At 49.8% G+C, this 16,335-nt stretch carries 16 protein-coding genes; 7 read left to right on the top strand and 9 right to left on the bottom strand.

Annotated elements, in window-relative coordinates; translation table 11 throughout:
• Position 1: 1 nt before the first annotated feature.
• From uxaC to kduD, 8 genes are all read right to left on the bottom strand, one after another.
• Complete coding sequence (gene uxaC, locus AC27IB_RS03355; RefSeq protein ID WP_296046029.1) at positions 2–1,423, bottom strand: glucuronate isomerase; 1,422 nt, start codon at positions 1,421–1,423, stop codon at positions 2–4.
• A 13-nt stretch (positions 1,424–1,436) separates the two neighbouring features.
• Positions 1,437–2,924, bottom strand: coding sequence for a UxaA family hydrolase (locus tag AC27IB_RS03350; protein ID WP_487118908.1), 1,488 nt, complete (start codon positions 2,922–2,924; stop codon positions 1,437–1,439).
• Positions 2,925–3,032: 108 nt separating this feature from the next.
• Positions 3,033–4,058, bottom strand: a complete 1,026-nt coding sequence (locus AC27IB_RS03345) for a LacI family DNA-binding transcriptional regulator (RefSeq protein WP_487118906.1) — start codon at positions 4,056–4,058, stop codon at positions 3,033–3,035.
• Between the two features lie 119 nt (positions 4,059–4,177).
• A complete protein-coding gene (locus tag AC27IB_RS03340) occupies positions 4,178–5,473 on the bottom strand; it encodes a TRAP transporter large permease (protein WP_487118904.1) in 1,296 nt (431 codons plus the stop codon).
• A complete protein-coding gene (locus AC27IB_RS03335) occupies positions 5,473–5,943 on the bottom strand; it encodes a TRAP transporter small permease (protein ID WP_487118902.1) in 471 nt (156 codons plus the stop codon). The genes AC27IB_RS03340 and AC27IB_RS03335 overlap by 1 nt, the downstream gene beginning before the upstream one ends.
• A gap of 19 nt (positions 5,944–5,962) precedes the next feature.
• Positions 5,963–6,946 carry a TRAP transporter substrate-binding protein gene (locus AC27IB_RS03330; RefSeq protein WP_296046014.1) on the bottom strand — a complete coding sequence of 328 codons (984 nt, stop codon included), beginning with the start codon at positions 6,944–6,946 and terminating at the stop codon, positions 5,963–5,965.
• 10 nt (positions 6,947–6,956) lie between these two features.
• Positions 6,957–7,799 carry a 5-dehydro-4-deoxy-D-glucuronate isomerase gene (kduI, locus tag AC27IB_RS03325; protein ID WP_487118900.1) on the bottom strand — a complete coding sequence of 281 codons (843 nt, stop codon included), beginning with the start codon at positions 7,797–7,799 and terminating at the stop codon, positions 6,957–6,959.
• Positions 7,800–7,817: 18 nt separating this feature from the next.
• Complete coding sequence (gene kduD / locus AC27IB_RS03320; RefSeq protein WP_487118898.1) at positions 7,818–8,579, bottom strand: 2-dehydro-3-deoxy-D-gluconate 5-dehydrogenase KduD; 762 nt, start codon at positions 8,577–8,579, stop codon at positions 7,818–7,820.
• A gap of 169 nt (positions 8,580–8,748) precedes the next feature.
• Here kduD and AC27IB_RS03315 point away from each other — a divergent pair, with 169 nt between their 5' ends.
• Complete coding sequence (locus AC27IB_RS03315; RefSeq protein WP_487118896.1) at positions 8,749–9,741, top strand: DUF4861 family protein; 993 nt, start codon at positions 8,749–8,751, stop codon at positions 9,739–9,741.
• 23 nt (positions 9,742–9,764) lie between these two features.
• Here the strand turns inward: AC27IB_RS03315 and AC27IB_RS03310 are convergent, their stop codons facing one another.
• Positions 9,765–10,247, bottom strand: a complete 483-nt coding sequence (locus AC27IB_RS03310; RefSeq protein ID WP_487118894.1) for an FxsA family protein — start codon at positions 10,245–10,247, stop codon at positions 9,765–9,767.
• 195 nt (positions 10,248–10,442) lie between these two features.
• Here AC27IB_RS03310 and cutA point away from each other — a divergent pair, with 195 nt between their 5' ends.
• From cutA to AC27IB_RS03280, 6 genes are all read left to right on the top strand, one after another.
• Positions 10,443–10,775 carry a divalent-cation tolerance protein CutA gene (gene cutA, locus AC27IB_RS03305; RefSeq protein WP_487118892.1) on the top strand — a complete coding sequence of 111 codons (333 nt, stop codon included), beginning with the start codon at positions 10,443–10,445 and terminating at the stop codon, positions 10,773–10,775.
• A 4-nt stretch (positions 10,776–10,779) separates the two neighbouring features.
• A complete protein-coding gene (locus tag AC27IB_RS03300; RefSeq protein WP_487118890.1) occupies positions 10,780–12,627 on the top strand; it encodes a protein-disulfide reductase DsbD in 1,848 nt (615 codons plus the stop codon).
• 193 nt (positions 12,628–12,820) lie between these two features.
• The gene (locus AC27IB_RS03295) at positions 12,821–13,978 is read left to right on the top strand and encodes a methyl-accepting chemotaxis protein (protein WP_487118888.1); all 1,158 of its coding nucleotides are present in this window, start codon (positions 12,821–12,823) and stop codon (positions 13,976–13,978) included.
• Positions 13,979–13,988: 10 nt separating this feature from the next.
• The gene (locus tag AC27IB_RS03290) at positions 13,989–14,267 is read left to right on the top strand and encodes an STAS domain-containing protein (protein WP_296045995.1); all 279 of its coding nucleotides are present in this window, start codon (positions 13,989–13,991) and stop codon (positions 14,265–14,267) included.
• Positions 14,268–14,281: 14 nt separating this feature from the next.
• Positions 14,282–15,961 carry an ATP-binding SpoIIE family protein phosphatase gene (locus tag AC27IB_RS03285; RefSeq protein ID WP_487118885.1) on the top strand — a complete coding sequence of 560 codons (1,680 nt, stop codon included), beginning with the start codon at positions 14,282–14,284 and terminating at the stop codon, positions 15,959–15,961.
• Positions 15,962–15,968: 7 nt separating this feature from the next.
• The gene (locus AC27IB_RS03280) at positions 15,969–16,334 is read left to right on the top strand and encodes a response regulator (RefSeq protein WP_105933105.1); all 366 of its coding nucleotides are present in this window, start codon (positions 15,969–15,971) and stop codon (positions 16,332–16,334) included.
• Position 16,335 lies beyond the last annotated feature (1 nt).

Raw genomic sequence — 16,335 nt, 5'->3', positions numbered from 1 at the left:
ATTAAGCCTGCCCCAGTTTGTAAGCTTTCTTCGCTAAGTCATAAGACAGTTGTTTTATCAGGCTGCCAGCTTCTTCTTCGCTGATTCGATGTTCCACCACCATATTGGCCAGGAACCGGCTATCAATGCGGCGGGCTACGTCGTGGCGAGCCGGAATCGACAGGAAGGCGCGGGTGTCATCGTTAAAACCAACGGTATTAAATAAACCGGCGGTTTCGGTTACCTGATGGCGATAGCGCAGCATGCCTTCCGGACTATCGTGGAACCACCAGGCCGGGCCCAGTTTGAGGCATGGATAGTGTCCGGCCAGCGGGGCCAGCTCACGGGAATACACGGTTTCATCAAGCGTGAACAAAATAATATTCAGACGTGGATCGTTGCCGTATTTATCCAGCAGCGGTTTCAGTGCGTTAACATATTCGGTTTGCAGCGGAATATCTGCGCCTTTATCACGGCCAAATTTGGTAAACACATCGTTATTGTGATTACGAAATGCGCCCGGATGGATTTGCATAACCATTCCATCTTCAATACTCATACCGGCTAATTCGGTAAGCATCTGAGCGCGGAACAACTCCTGATCGGCGTCGCCGGCCTGACCACTCAGGCACTTGCTGAATAATGCCTGACATTCGGCTTTAGACAAGTCAGCCGTGCGGGCGGTAGGATGGCCGTGATCGGTGGCTGTTGCACCATGCTCGCGGAAAACCTCCCGACGCTGGCGAATAGCGGCCAGATAACCATCCCAGTCGGTAGTATTTTCGCCGGTAATTTCACCCAGCAGTTCAATATTCTGAGCAAAGTCTTCGCGGGAGGCGTCGACTACATCATCCGGACGGAATGAGGTAATAACACGCTTATCCCAGCCAGTGCCTTTTAACACCCGGTGATGCTCCAGATTATCCAGAGCGCCTTCGGTGGTAGCAATCAGTTCAATATTAAAACGATCCATCAGTGCCCGTGGTTTGTAGGCATCTTTGGCCAGCTCAGCGGTGATGAAATGGTAATACTCCATGGCATTTTCGCTGCACAGCATGTCGGTTAAGCCAAACACATTCTTAAACACCGTATCCAGCCACATTCTCGATGGTGTGCCAGCAAACAGGTAATAGTGATCAGCAAAGGTTTGCCAGATTTTTTGCGGGTCGCTTTCGGTTGGGCCACCATCCCAGCGGCGAATGCCCAGACTCTCCAGTGTAACGCCCTGACTATAGAGCATTCTGAACACATAATGATCGGGCAAAATGAACAGTTCTGTGGCGTTTCCAAAATTTTCGTCATAGGCAAACCAACGCGGATCGGTGTGGCCGTGGGGGCTGATAATAGGCAGGTCTTTGACTGTGTTATACAGTGAGCGAGCGACAGCGCGTGTTGCTTCGTCAGCCGGAAACAGTCTGTCTTCGTGTAATAGTATTGGTTTCATATCAGTCTCTTTGTTACAGGGTTACGCCACGTTTCCAGATCGCTATATCGTGACTGCCATTTTTCTCGTTGCAGGTCTTTTCGCCCGACGCAATATTCAGGCATTGCTGGTACAGCTGAGCAGCACAGTCATCAATACTGGTGCCCTGCAATATCTGACCTGCATTAAAATCTATCCAGTGTGGCTTCTTATGAGCAATTTCACTGTTAGATGAGATTTTCACTGTGGGTACAGGAAAGCCGAGCGGGGTACCCCGTCCGGTGGTGAATAAAATGATGTGCGCGCCGCTGGCGGCAAGCGCAGTGGAACTTACCGCATCGTTACCCGGTGCCTGAAGCAAATTGAGGCCTTTATTCGACAAAGGTTCGCCGTACTGCAACACACCGTTAACCGGTGCCTGACCGCCTTTTTGCACGGCACCCAACGACTTTTCTTCCAGCGTGGTGAGTCCGCCGGCTTTGTTACCCGGCGACGGGTTCTCATAAATCGGTTGATTATTATCGATAAAATACTGTTTAAAGTCGTTCACCAGCTCAACAATCTCGGAGAATACTGCCTGGCTGGTCGCCCGGTTCATCAGTAACTGTTCGGCACCGAACATTTCCGGGGTTTCAGTTTGCAGCACACTGCCGTTCTGTTTAACCATTAAATCGGTCATGCGACCTACTAAGGGGTTGGCGGTAATGCCACTAAACGCATCACTCCCGCCACACTTCACACCCAGCACCAGTTCGCTGCCATCAATGGGCTCACGGGTACATTTGCCCACATCGGCGAGCATTTCATGAATAAGCGCGATGCCTTCTTCGATTTCATCGCCCACCTGCTGGGAATTAAAGAACCGGATCTGCGAGGCCGGGCGCTCAACTTTTTCCAGTAAATTCGACAACTGGTTGTTCTCGCACCCCAAACCTACCACCAGCACCGCGCCGGCGTTAGGGTGAGACGCCAGGGACGCCAGGATAGTTTGCGTATCGTGCAGATCGTCGCCCAACTGCGAACAGCCAAACGGATGAGTAAATGCCCGAAAACCATCGCATTCGCCAAAGAAGCGCCGTTCACATTCGGCCGCAATTCGCTCAGCGGTGCGATTAACACAGCCCACCGTATTGATGATCCAGACTTCATTTCGGATCCCCACTTTACCGTTGGGCCGGCGATAGCCCATAAAACTGGCCTGGGCTGGCCTGGTAACCGGTTTACGCGTGCTTACCGGCTCGTACTGATAGTTTTCCTGGCCGCTTAAGGCGGTTTTTAAATTGTGACTGTGAACGTGATCACCACGCTTAATATCAGCCTGCGCAATGCCGATGGCAAAGCCGTATTTCACTACTTTCTGACCAGCGGCGATGTCGCTCAGGGCGACTTTATGGCCAGCGGGAATGTCACTGGCAACGGTGACCGACAAGGTATCTACGATGGTTCCGGCAGACAGCGCCATGGTCGACACCGCCACATTATCGTTTGGGTGCACCTGTATAAGCTTGGTTTGATCGGCCATAAAATCTCTAAACGTTAGTTCCAATTGTTTATTAAATTACCACACATTTAACATTAATGCCACCGGTGGCAAATTACGTTAAAGCAGATTTTCTTTATTTTTTCTCTGCTATTGTTTGGCGGCTTTGCGTGTTGATTCGCGAATAATAAGATGTGGCTTAATGGTGTATTCTTCCACACCTTCAGCTGGCTTATTTTCAATCAGGGCAACAATCTTTTTGGCGGCAATGCCTGCCATAGCAACCACCGGCCGTTGTACCGTTGTAAGTGACGGAATGACCCGCGACGCCAGTAAGTTGTCATCAAAACCGGCTACCGATAATTCACCGGGCACATCGATACCCAGTTCATGAGCCACTTTAAGGACACCGGCAGCCATTTCATCGTTATTGGCCACAATTACCTGCGGGCGCGGCGTTTGAATCAGTAACGCCCGGGCACATTCAATGCCACTCTCGTAGCTGTTTTTGCCTTCCACTATTCGTTCAGCCGGAATCGATAACCCCAGTTCTTTTAGTGTCTGGGTTATCCCTTCCAACCGCTCTACCGTGGAGTAATAATGGTTTGGTCCGCTAATTATGGCGATATCCTTGTGTCCTAAAGACACCAGATAGCGCGCCATATCACTTAATGCGGCGCGATCGTCTGACACCACGATATTTTCTTTATCATCAATATCTACCGACGTCAGCCTTACATAGTTAATGCCATGATTCTCGAGGGCCGCTGCCAGCTCATTCGACTCAGACACCGGCGGCAGAACAATCACGCCGTCGATATTTGAACGACGCACAAAGCCCACACAATTGCTGATAAACTCATCGCTGCGGTAACTGCAGGGGTGTACCACCAGTTCGTAACCTTTTTTAGAGCACACGTCGAGGACACCGCGCTGCACCTGGTCGATATAGAGCGCATCGGGGTTATCATAAATCAGTCCAATCAAATAAGACCGACTGGCCGCCAGACCCCGGGCCTGTTTATCCGGCGAAAAACCCAACTCATCAACCACCCGCTGTATTTTTTCGCGGGTCGCGGCGCCAACATTTGAGGCACCGTTAATAACCCGGGAAACGGTGCGCTTGGAAACCCCGGCTATTCGTGCCACATCATTAATGGTTGGCTTCTTGTCCATGCAGAGTACTCTTTATTTTTGTTTTTTATTTAACCGGGCTGAGTTTAACGTTAACCGCCCGGTTACGCTACTCTCGGCACCATCATCTTATTTATTCCTATCCCGCACAGTCAGGGCCGTTACACCCCAAACAGTGCAGGTAAGGCTTCACTAAACAAGGCCACATAGGTCACCAGCATCAGCACCACGAACATGGCAACATAAAGCGGCAGCAACGGCCGGATAATTTTATCCAGGCGTGTTTTAGCAATGGCACAGGTAATAAACAGTACGGCCCCAACCGGTGGTGAGCATAAGCCAATCGACAGATTCAGCACTATCATAATGCCAAACTGTAGCGGTGACATGCCCAGTTCCGCCGCCACCGGCAGAAAAATCGGCGTAAATATCAGCACTGCCGGGGTCATATCCAGAAACGCCCCCACAACAATTAACAACAGGTTGATGAGCAGCAGAATAACAATCGGGTTATCACTCACCTCCAGCATAAAGGCACTGATATTTTGCGGAATGTTGGCGTAGGACAGCATCCACGACATGGCTGTAGAAGCACCAATAAGCAGCATAACAATAGCGGTGGTTTCGGCCGATTTCAGTAAAATATCCGGTAGTTGTTTGGGCTTCACTTCGCGGTAAACGCCCACCGCCAGGATAAGTGAATAAACCACTGCAATGGCGCCGGCTTCAGTGGCGGTAAAGATACCCCCCACAATCCCGCCAATAACCAGAAAGATTAAAAACAAGCTGGGTATCGCTGCCCCCACCTGCTGCACCACAACTTTTAGTGGCAGCCGATCGGCGGTGGCATAACCTTTACGCTTGGCATGAATAAAACACACCATCATCAGCGCCAGTCCCACCATGACACCGGGTAAATAACCGGCCATAAAGAGCGCCGCAATAGATACCCCGCCACTGGCAATAGCATACACAATCAGAATATTGCTTGGCGGTATCAGCATACCGGTGGTTGAAGCAGCAGCCGTAACCGCTGCACTGAAGTTTTCGTCGTAACCTTGCTTTTTCATTTCCGGCAGCATAAAACTGCCGATGGCCGAGGTAGTCGCTACAGCCGACCCAGAGATTGCACCAAACAGCATACACGACACCACGTTCACCAACGCCAGTCCGCCAGGCAATGAGCCAATGAGCGCCAGCGCACAGTTGATCAGGCGTTTGGCAATGCCGCCGCGCCCCATGATCATGCCTGACAGTACAAAAAACGGTATGGCGAGCAAGGCAAAGCTGTCCAGGCCGCCGGCCATGCGTTGTGCGATAGTGGTTACCGCTGGCGTAAAATCAATGCTCATCAGCATCGCCACCAGGGTGGCAATACCAATGCTAAACGAAATTGGTACGTTCAGAATGAGTAGTAAAAAGAAGGTGACTACCAGCACCAGTGCAGTGTAATCCATTATAGTGCTCCTTCTTCGTCGGCCAGCCACAGGTTGTGAATATTGATTAGCCCGTACCAGATGAGCAGAAGCCCCGAAACCGGTAATACCACATAAACATAGCCCATGCGAATTCCCAGCGCCGCAGAGATTTGCTCCAGCTCCAGAGTCAGTGACACCAGCTGGCTGCCGCCAAATAACAGTGTGGTTGCGCAGAATGTTATCACCAGCAACTCAACCAGCGTAAGTATGTACTTACCGACTAGCTCAGACTGTTTTTCAACAATCAGATTGAAGCCCAGATGCACTTTTTGTCGATAAGCAAAAGCTGCCCCGAGCAGACCAATCCAAATCAGTAAAAAGCGCGATAGCTCTTCGGTTACAGAGGCCGGATCCTGCAGGATATAGCGGGAGATCACCTGCCACACCACGGTCAGTAATATGAGTGTCATCGCCAGCATTAAGGTGCCGGCAACGAGTTGATCAATCAATCGGATAACCTTGCGCATACTACATGGCCTTTATTTGAGAAATGAGATCGCCAACGGCAGTGCCGCGCAGGCTTTCATGAAAGGGCTTCACAGCTTCAACAAACGGCTTTTTATCGGGATAAATCACTTCCACCCCATCAGCTTTGACTTTTGCCAGAGAATCTAGCGTTGACGCCTGCCAGGCCTTACGCTGGAAGAGCACTGAATCCTGCATCGCTTCATCGACCCACGCCTGTTGCTGGTCGGTAAGGTTTTCCCACACCCGTAATGACATCAGCATTACGTCTGGTACCGACGTATGCTCATCCAGCGAGTAATAACGGGCAATTTCATAATGGCGCGACAAATAATAGCTCGGCGGATTATTCTCTGCGCCGTCCACAACACCTTGCTGCAGAGCCGTGTAGAGCTCCCCCCAGGCCACCGGCGTAGCAGCGCCGCCCAGTTCTCTGACCGTGCGCACTGCAGTAGGGCTGTTGAGCACCCGAATTTTCATGCCAGCCAAATCTGCCGGGGTTCGTATGGGTTTGCTATTCGTATAAAAACTGCGGCTGCCAGCATCGTAGTAGGCAAGGCCTTTCAGGCGAAACGGTTCGACCCCTTTTAATAACCCTTTACCCACCTCGCTGTTGAGCACTTTCCAGAAGTGATCATTATCGCGAAAGATGTAGGGGATACTGAAGATCTTCATGGCCGGCACAAAGCCCTCAAGCGGACTGGCCGAAACTTTGGTCATGGATAACGAACCAATTTGCAGTAACTCAATCATCTCGCGTTCGGTGCCCAACTGACTGCTCGGATAAATCTTTACATCCATGGCACCATCCGACAGCTCACTCAGGCGCTCACCAAAATACACCATGGCCTGGTGCACGGAATGCTGGGTATCCAGTGTATGTCCAAGACGCAAAGTCGTGACCTCACTGTCATTGTTGGACCCACAACTGGCCAATGCCAGGCTCACAGCCACAACACTGGTTAACCTAATTATCGTTTTAAACATCGAAACGCTCCTAGCGCAGCTCGCTGGCAGGGAATTTATCCATATCATCATAATCAAGGTTCTCGCCGGCCATGCCCCAGATAAAGGCATAGTTGGCAGTACCGCAGCCGCAGTGAATGGACCACGGTGGTGATAATATGGCCTGGTGATTCTGCACAAAGATATGGCGGGTTTCGTGGGGCTCTCCCATAAAATGACTCACCGCCTGGCCCTCTGGCACATCCAGATAAAAATACACTTCGTTACGGCGATCATGCTGATGAGCCGGCATGGTATTCCATACACTGCCCGGATAAAGCCGGGTGAGGCCCATTTGTAACTGGCAGGTATCAACCACACCATTGATAATTAACTGGTGAATATCGCGCTGATTGGCGGTTTCAGGTGATCCCAGATGCAGCACGTTGGCCTCTTCTTTACCCACTTTTTTACACGGGTAGCTGGCATGTGCAGGCGCTGAGTTCAGGTAGAAACGGGCCGGTTCGTCACTGTTTTCAGAATAGAACGTCACACTGTGCTCACCCGCACCAATGTAAAGGGCTTCGCCTTTTTCAAGAGCGTACGACGTGTCGTCGACTGCTATTCTGCCGGGTCCGCCAACGTTGATCACCCCCACTTCCCGGCGAGCGGTAAAGCAAGCCGATTTCAATGCGTCCAGCGTATCCAGTGTAAGACCGCTTTTAACCGGCACAGCACCCCCTACCATAAAGCGCTCGTAATGGCTGTATACCCAGTAAATCTTGCCCGGTTGCATCAACTTATCGGCAAGAAAGGCATCCCGTAGTGCCTGGGTGTCGTAACCTTTGGCTTCTTGCTGGCCAATGGCATAGCGGGTCTCATATTCAGTCGTCATGATCTTGTGTCCTGTAAATTAACGGGCCAGAAAGCCACCATCAACCGCCAGTACGTGGCCGTTGATATACTGGCTGGCCGAACTGGCTAAAAACACCACGGCCCCTTTTAAATCGTCAGTATTCCCCCAGCGACCGGCAGGAATACGGGCACAGATTTCGCTGCTGCGCTGAGCATCATCCTGCAATGCCTGCGTGTTATCTGTGCGAATATAACCGGGCGCAATGGCATTGACCTGAACCCCCGATGCGCCCCATTCATTAGCCAGGGCTTTGGTTAACCCGGCAATCGCATGCTTGCTGGCGGTATAGGCGGGTACGGTAATCCCGCCACTGTAACTGAGCATGGAAGCGATATTAATGATCTTGCCACTGCCCTGTTCCAGCATTTTTTTACCCAACTGCTGGCAGAGCAAAAAGCTGGCGTCGAGATTCACTTTGAGGACATTTTGCCATTCTGCTAACGGGTACTCTGTTGCCGGACTGCGGAAAATGGTGCCGCCATTGTTCACCAGAATATCGATGCCGCCCCATAACGCGAGCGCATCGTCAGCGAGAGCCTGAACGGCGTGCATATCGCTAAGATCGGCATGCAACTGAGCGACTTTCACCGTACCCATGCTGGCAATCCTGGCCACCGTTTCATCGCATCCACCCGCCGTTGAGCTGGCGCAAATAACATCGGCACCGGCTTCAGCAAGAGCTACGGCTAACGCTTGTCCTATGCCTCTGCTGGCACCGGTCACCAGGGCCCGACGATGGCTTAAACTAAAATCTGGCATGTCACCTCTTGCTTCACTTTGCGATTACCAATTCAAAAGATGTTAACAGGTTCACCTGTGGAACAAACTTTGTTAACAATATTTAAAATAATTGCCACCGGTGGCAATTGTCAATATGATTAACTAAATTTTTACTATTGATTATCTAAAGCTAAACACGGAGAAAACCATGAAACGGCACCTCGTACAATCGCTACTCGCCGCATCCATACTGCTCTCAGGCTGTTCTGATAATGCCCCGTCGAAGACCCAATCAACGGTTGCACCAGCACAACCGGTAGTAAAAACCCACGCAGAATTATCCGTTCGTCAGGGCGGCGCATGGCAAGGCACCGAATATGTGGCCGACGATTTTCAGTTTTCCACGGTGGAATCCTTTACTTCGCCGGAACAGCTCACCGATCACTCATATTACCTGCGCTATGAAGGCCCGGGCTGGGAAAATGATCTGGTTGGCTACCGTCTGTACCTGGACTGGCGTAATGGTATCGATGTCTTTGTAAAAACCACCACGGATATCGTTTTGCCTCAGGTCGGACAGGACGGTTACGACAGTTATCATGAACTCAGTGAGTGGGGTGGCGATGCCCTAAAAGTGGGTAAGTCAGTTGGTCTGGGGGCCTTAGGGCGTTGGGTCGATGGCGGCGTACAACACTTTAAAAATGTCGATGCCACCCACTGGCGTTTACTTGAAAATGGCGCTGAGCAAAGTCAGTTTGAGGTAAAATATGACGGTTGGACAGTCGACGGTATCAGCGCCGATGTAACAACCGTTTACAGCATCAAAGCCGGCGATCCCAGTACCCTTGTGTCGGTGGAATCATCGGTTGCCATGGACAACCTGATCACCGGTCTGGTTAAGCATGAAGGTGTGGCTTATATCGAAAAAGAAAGTCCAAACTGGAAAATGATAGCCACCTACGGCAAACAAAACCTTCTCGGTGATGACCTGGAACTGGGGATGGCTTTATTCGTGCAGAAAGGCGATATAGCCGAACAATTTGTCGGGCCCCATGATTACCTGTTTAAGTTTAAACCCACCACTGAGTATCAGTATGGTTTCTTTGCGAGCTGGCCGGGACACCCAGATCAGGCACAAAACCAGCATCAGTTTGAAGCCTTTATGGAAGCGAAGTTAGCCGCGTTGGAAGCCGCTCTGTAAGTTTGACAGACAGTGCCTGAAGCTTATTTCAGGCGCTTGTTCGGGTCGTTTTCTGACTTATCGGTATATTCGCCTTCAATGGTATCGCCGTCATCCTGAGCCGACGGACGATGGGTATACTGATAGGTTGACTGTTGCGTTGCATTAAACGTTTTAACGGTCAGGTGACTGGCTGCTCTGGCAGCAATGAATTTTCGCGAAAACGGTAACGCAAAGGTAAAGCCGAGAATATCGGTTATAAAGCCCGGTGTAACCAACAACACCCCGGCAATCACCAGTAACATGCCTTCGAGCATTTCATTGCCCGGCACCTGATTCTGCGCCAGCTTGGCCTGCGCAGTTTGCAAGGTAGAGATGCCTTCCTGACGCACCAGATAAGCGCCTACGAATGCCGTGACAATAATCAATCCTACCGTATTCCAGCCACCTATTAAGTCACCCACCTGCAGCAACAGCGAAATTTCGGCGATTGGCATGACAATAAAAAGTAATAATAAAAAGCGCAAAGTAGGTTTCCTGTTGCAGTCTTAAGGTTCAGTTAATGAAGATGGGGCACAATTGTGCAAACCCAAGTCATCGTATCGCAAGTTTATCCCGTACTAACGATGATTGACTTGTCACAGACCCGATTTGCTCGGTAAAGTGCCGGCAAGTCGGACAAGTTGAATAGTATTTGGGATAAATCCGGTCTTATGGGAAATATGACAAACCTTTGTATCGTATATTGCACCACAGATTCGCATGATAACGCACAAACCATTGCTACCGAGCTATTGGCGCAGCATCTGGCCGCGTGTGTTCAGATAGTACCAGGAATGACCTCGGTGTATCGTTGGGAAAACAAAGTGATACAGGATCAGGAACACCTGCTGCTAATCAAAACCCACCAGCACAAACTTGCCGAAGCAGAGCAACTGGTTACATCGCTGCACACTTATGATGTGCCGCAGTGGATTGCCGTACCGGCCTGTGCGGCAAGTGAGGCTTATGGTACCTGGGTAGAACAGGCATTAAACATTGAAAAGAGGAAGTAATTCGGTGAATCAGTCCCGGCTTTTAGTTATCACCCTGACATTTATTACCCTGTTATTCAGCACTGTGGCTTCGGCCCAGTTAAGCGACAATAACATGGATGATCTGTTCAGTGACGAACCGTCATTTCTGCCAGTAGAGGAAGCCTTTGTCTTCGACTTTGCCCAGCAGGGAGACACCCTGGTGATCCGCTTTGACATTGCGGACGGTTACTACTTATATAAGAAGCAATTTAAGGCCTCCACCAAAAATGCCACGCTGGGCGAGCCGGTGTTTCCGCCAGCAGAACAGATTGAAGACGAATTTTTTGGTATTTCAGATGTTTACTACAACACCGTCGCCTTCAGCTACCCCATTAGTGAAACGGTTCAGGATGGGGTGGTTAAACTTCGCTATCAGGGTTGTGCCAGTGCCGGGCTGTGTTACCCCCCCACTACCAAGGTCATTTATCTTAACGAAATTCAGGGCACCAGCGTCAGCGGTCAGCTCAGTGGTGGGGCCGGGCAAACTGCAGTAACCACCGCAGAGCCTGCTCAGACGGTTAGCGAGCAATATGATTTAGCCAATCTGCTGCAATCCGATGAAAACCTGACCGTCACCTTGTTGCTGTTTCTTGCTTTAGGCATTGGGCTGGCATTTACCCCATGCGTTTTTCCTATGTACCCGATTGTGTCTGGCATTGTCATTGGGCAAGGCAAAGACATTAAAATGTCGCGCGCGTTTACCCTCGCCTTTGTGTATGTACAGGGCATGGCCATTATGTACTCATTGCTGGGTCTGGTGGTAGCGTCTGCCGGGGTACAGTTCCAGGCATCGCTGCAGAGCCCCTATATTTTGGGCACCTTTATTGTGGTTTTTGTGGCACTGGCCGCAGCCATGTTCGGATTATATGAAATCCAGTTGCCCAGTAAGTGGCAGGAAAAAGTCAGCGGTATGAGTAACGCTCAGCAACGAGGCAGCCTGGTGGGTGTTTTTGTTATGGGTATACTCTCCGGTTTAATTGCTTCCCCGTGCACCACTGCGCCGCTCACTGGTGTATTAATTTTCATTGCCCAAAGCGGCGATATGACCCTGGGCTTCCTGGCGCTTTACGCCCTTAGCCTGGGTATGGGTATCCCCCTTATTATCTTTGCCATGACCGGTGGTAAATTGCTGCCCAAAGCCGGTAACTGGATGAACATCATTAAAACAACCTTTGGCTTTATGCTGCTGGCGGTTGCGGTGATATTTGTTGAACGCCTGTGGAATTCAGACTACAGCATGCTGCTCTGGTCGGCGCTCGGTCTGGGGGCCTTCAGCTACTATCAGGTTGTTAATCAGCCCAGCGCTGCCACCTTTGCTAAGGGCGTACGTACCCTGGTGATTTTCCTGGGTCTGTTTGTATCCGCAATGCTGGGCTATAACGCTTTGTTTGGCCAGAGCAGTGGGCATTACGAAACCGCCGGGACATCCGCCGGTGCAACCTTGCAGGCCACGTCGCATCCAACCTTTATGGTGGTGAAAAACCTTGAGGATTTCGAACAAAAACTCGCAGCAGCCAATGCTGAGGGCAAGTCGGTGATGGTTGACCTGTACGCCGACTGGTGTGTGGCCTGTAAAGAGTTTGAAAAATACACCTTTGTTGATCCGGCTGTCATTAGTGCACTGAGCAATACAGTATGGATGCAGATCGATTTAACCGATAACACCCCTACCAACCTGGCTTTCCAGGACGCTTTCGACGTTCTGGGGTTACCTACCATTTTACTGTTCGACGAGGACGGCAACGAGCTAACAAAGGCCCGGGTCACCGGTTTTATGAAAGCAGAACCGTTTGCCAAGCATGTAACGAATGCTTTAAACAAAAATCAATAACTTAACAGTCAAATTTATGTTTACGTAATTAAAGTAAAAATAATTTTATTTTAATCTATATTAGAAAAACCTATTAATCATCAATTAGTTGCAACTACCCACAAAGGTAGTTGCAACGCTTTCAATACTTCCCTACAGTAGCATCATATATGTACTACAATTCATAGCGTTGGCCTGTGGATTAGAGAAAGTCATGAATAAATATTTTGTTGTAGGGATAGCAACAGTCGTTGCTCTGATACTCGCTCATTTTGTTTCCGGCGTAGTTGGAGTCATTATTCTCGCCGCCGCCGTACTGGGGTATGAATACCTTGCGCCGGCCGCACAATCAAACCGCTCAGAGACACAGTCAGTGACAGCAATGCCGCAGGAACACAACACGGTGAACGCTATTGCGGCAGAGCCTGCGCTCAACACTATCGCGCAAACGTCAACCGAAGTTCTCGCCGATTGCGAGTCAAGCCTGGCCAACATTATTTCTACCCATAACGATGCGGTGGATACCCTTAGCACCAGTTTTATTGGACTGCGAGGCCTGGTGGATCAGCAAAGCAATACTATTTTGCAATTGATCAAAGCCGATGATGACAGTGATGAACTGTACAGCGACAGGATGCGCAGCTTCGCAGAGCGCACCGGTGTTACACTGGATCGCTTTATTCAAAGTACAGTCGACATGTCGGCCGGGATTATGGAAATCCTGGAACAGATTACCGCCATTAACGATACGGTCCCCTCGGTTATTCAGGCCCTGAAAGACATCGACAGTATTGCCGCACAAACCAATTTACTGGCGCTCAACGCAGCTATTGAGGCTGCGCGGGCCGGTGAACATGGTCGTGGTTTTGCTGTAGTGGCAGATGAAGTACGCAGCTTATCGAATCGCTCAGCCCAGTTTAGTGAGTCGATTCAGACTCAAATCAACAGCATCAATGACAAAATCTCCTCACTGAGCGATCGTATTGGCGTACTGGCAGCCTATGATGTGAGCTATGTTATTGAGGCGAAAAAAGATATTAATCAGGCGCTGGAGCGGATTATTGTTAAGGCCGAACATGATCAAAACATCACGTCGGGCCTGCATAACCTGTCTATCGAGTTAAACTCAGCCCTGGACAATGCCACCCGCAGTCTGCAATTCGGTGACATAAACCGCCAGTATATCGAATATACCATTGGTACCGTTACCCTGCTGAATATGAACATTGCCGATCTGATGGATGATGCCCACCGCCAGGTGTTTTTAAACGACCCGGAACAGTTCCAGCAAAAAGTGAAGTCTGAGTGGGCGGCCCTGCATAACCCTGTATCATCTTCTTCTGTAGAAGCAGGTGAGATTGAATTGTTTTAACGGAGCTATAATGAATTCAACAATCTCAGTCCCTGAGCGCTTTGACTTTAGTTTTCATAAGTCATTTACCGAGCAATACAACCAGATTCTGGAAAGTAAAAAAGGCGGTCAGATTACCCTGGACTTTGCCAAAGTGCTTTATTTGGACAGTGCGGCACTGGGCATGGTGGTGCTGCTGAAAAAGCGCGCTAAAGCCAATGGTTGCGATGTTGAGATAGCCAATGCCAAAGGCACCGCGCTGGAAGTCCTCGAAATCGCCAACTTTGATAAGATGATTACGATCCGCTAAGGGTACACGTCTGCATGAACTCGCCAGAAATCACTAAATTCACAGAATCGGTACTGGTTGTCGATGACGATCCCATATTTTGTGAGCTGTTAGTCTCTGATTTGATGCTAAGGGGTGTAAAGGTAGTCTCTGCTTTTTCACTTCAGGATGCCGCAGAAGTACTTAAAAAGCACCATTTCGACGTGGTGATTCTGGACAACCACCTACCCGATGGCCAGGGCATCGAATTATTGCCGGCTCTGCAACAGGCAGAACCGCCGCCCTATGTGATTATGGTTTCCATCGACGATCAGCTTAACAGCATTAGTGAAAGCTTTAGCCAGGGCGTACACGATTACATCGTTAAGCCGGTCAGCATCGGCTTATTGTGGGAGAAGATCCGCAACCTGCTCACTTTTAAACGTACCAGTCTGGACCTGGCAAATAAGTATCAATTATTACAACAGTTACTTAGTGAGAAAGCGCAGGAAGAAAGCCTGGCGCAGCACGTTTATCAGAATATGGCCAACAGTCAGTGTGACCTGCCGGCTTTTGCCGCTGTACGCTCCCGGCCAATGACCAACTTCAGCGGCGATACCATTTTCTCACCGCCTAATCCGACGGGCAAAATACAGCTGATCCTGGCAGATGCCATGGGACATGGTCTGGCAGCGGCCATTTGTATTATTCCCATTGTCACCACTGCCAAAGCGATGGCGAATAAAGGCAAGACTATTGATGAAATTTTTCATGAGATAAATCGTAAGCTGTATACCGAAATACCTGACGATCGCTTTGTGGCGTTATTGGGCATCGAAATTTGCCCGTATTCTTCAACAGTTACTATTGTGAATGCCGGGTTGCCCGATGTTTTGTGTTGCTGTAAACACGGCGAGGTGAAGCGGTTTAAATCCAAAGCCATGCCACTGGGCATTATGGAGCCAGGTGAGTTCAGTATTAAGCCTGAGCAACTTGTGCTGGAAGAAATTGACCAGTTAGCGTTGTACACCGACGGTATTATTGAACAAACCAATCCCGCCGGCGACGCCTATACATCAGTCAGATTAATGGCACAGGCCCAGGCACTGGTAAAAAACCAACAAAGCCTGATCCACATTATGGATGATTGCCTGCAATTTGCTGATGGCAATGCTATCGAGGATGACATTACCCTTTGTGTCATCAACGGAGAGGCCTTGCGTAACCAGTTACAAACCCGCACCGATGAAGCACCGGTTAGCTTCGGTGAAATAGACTACCAGTTTTGTATTCGTGGCAAAGTCATCGCCAGCCTGGACGTGCTGAATCAGGCCATGCAGATTATGCAAAACTCAGGATTACCCAGAGACTTGTGCCAGAAAGCTTTTACGGTGATGGCAGAACTGATTAACAACGCGCTTGATCACGGCATTCTCCATTTGGACTCAAAGCTCAAAAATGACTTTGAAGGCTTCGCTACTTATCTCGCGTTACGCGAAGAGCGTCTGAATAGTCTGACAAACAGTGATCAATTAACCATACAAATTTACACAAATTCGACTACGTTTATAAAGATATCAGTGGAAGACTCCGGTTCAGGATTTGCGCTGTCTGATAGCTCTGCCGATCAGCAAGGCCTTAGCGGGCGAGGCCTCGGGCTTGTTGATGCAATGTGTCAGACAGTTGAGCGAAATGCTCAAGGCAATCGAACTACCATTTCCATAGCAAGGAATTAATAAAGATATGAGCAAGAAAATACTAATCGTTGACGACTCTATGTCGATCCGTCAAATGGTAGAGGTCACTTTGCGAGGGGCCGGCTACAATGTGGATTCAGCCGAAGACGGTCAGGCGGCACTGGATAAGTGCCAAACCACGCGGTATGACTTTGTACTGACCGATCAGAATATGCCTCGCATGGATGGCATCACCCTGATTAAATCACTGCGTGGCATGATGAGCTATCGCACCGTTCCTATTGTAGTGCTCACCACCGAAGCCGGCGATACCTTAAAAAGTCAGGGTAAGGCAGCGGGTGCCACTGGTTGGATGGTAAAGCCATTTGATCCGTCTAAGTTACTGGCTATTGCCAAAAAACTGCTTGGGTAGC

The sequence above is a fragment of the Alteromonas sp. 4NH20-0104 genome, assembly GCF_057547795.1.
Note: the sequence above shows the minus strand (reverse complement) of the source record. Positions and strands in the feature narration are given on the sequence as shown.

Bases quoted from the DNA above. Each gene is read 5' to 3' on its own strand.
- uxaC (WP_296046029.1), bottom strand. From the start codon at position 1,423: ATGAAACCAATACTATTACACGAAGACAGACTGTTTCCGGCTGACGAA.
- AC27IB_RS03350 (WP_487118908.1), bottom strand. From the start codon at position 2,924: ATGGCCGATCAAACCAAGCTTATACAGGTGCACCCAAACGATAATGTG.
- AC27IB_RS03345 (WP_487118906.1), bottom strand. From the start codon at position 4,058: ATGGACAAGAAGCCAACCATTAATGATGTGGCACGAATAGCCGGGGTT.
- AC27IB_RS03340 (WP_487118904.1), bottom strand. From the start codon at position 5,473: ATGGATTACACTGCACTGGTGCTGGTAGTCACCTTCTTTTTACTACTC.
- AC27IB_RS03330 (WP_296046014.1), bottom strand. From the start codon at position 6,946: ATGTTTAAAACGATAATTAGGTTAACCAGTGTTGTGGCTGTGAGCCTG.
- kduI (WP_487118900.1), bottom strand. From the start codon at position 7,799: ATGACGACTGAATATGAGACCCGCTATGCCATTGGCCAGCAAGAAGCC.
- kduD (WP_487118898.1), bottom strand. From the start codon at position 8,579: ATGCCAGATTTTAGTTTAAGCCATCGTCGGGCCCTGGTGACCGGTGCC.
- AC27IB_RS03315 (WP_487118896.1), top strand. From the start codon at position 8,749: ATGAAACGGCACCTCGTACAATCGCTACTCGCCGCATCCATACTGCTC.
- cutA (WP_487118892.1), top strand. From the start codon at position 10,443: ATGACAAACCTTTGTATCGTATATTGCACCACAGATTCGCATGATAAC.
- AC27IB_RS03295 (WP_487118888.1), top strand. From the start codon at position 12,821: ATGAATAAATATTTTGTTGTAGGGATAGCAACAGTCGTTGCTCTGATA.
- AC27IB_RS03290 (WP_296045995.1), top strand. From the start codon at position 13,989: ATGAATTCAACAATCTCAGTCCCTGAGCGCTTTGACTTTAGTTTTCAT.
- AC27IB_RS03285 (WP_487118885.1), top strand. From the start codon at position 14,282: ATGAACTCGCCAGAAATCACTAAATTCACAGAATCGGTACTGGTTGTC.
- AC27IB_RS03280 (WP_105933105.1), top strand. From the start codon at position 15,969: ATGAGCAAGAAAATACTAATCGTTGACGACTCTATGTCGATCCGTCAA.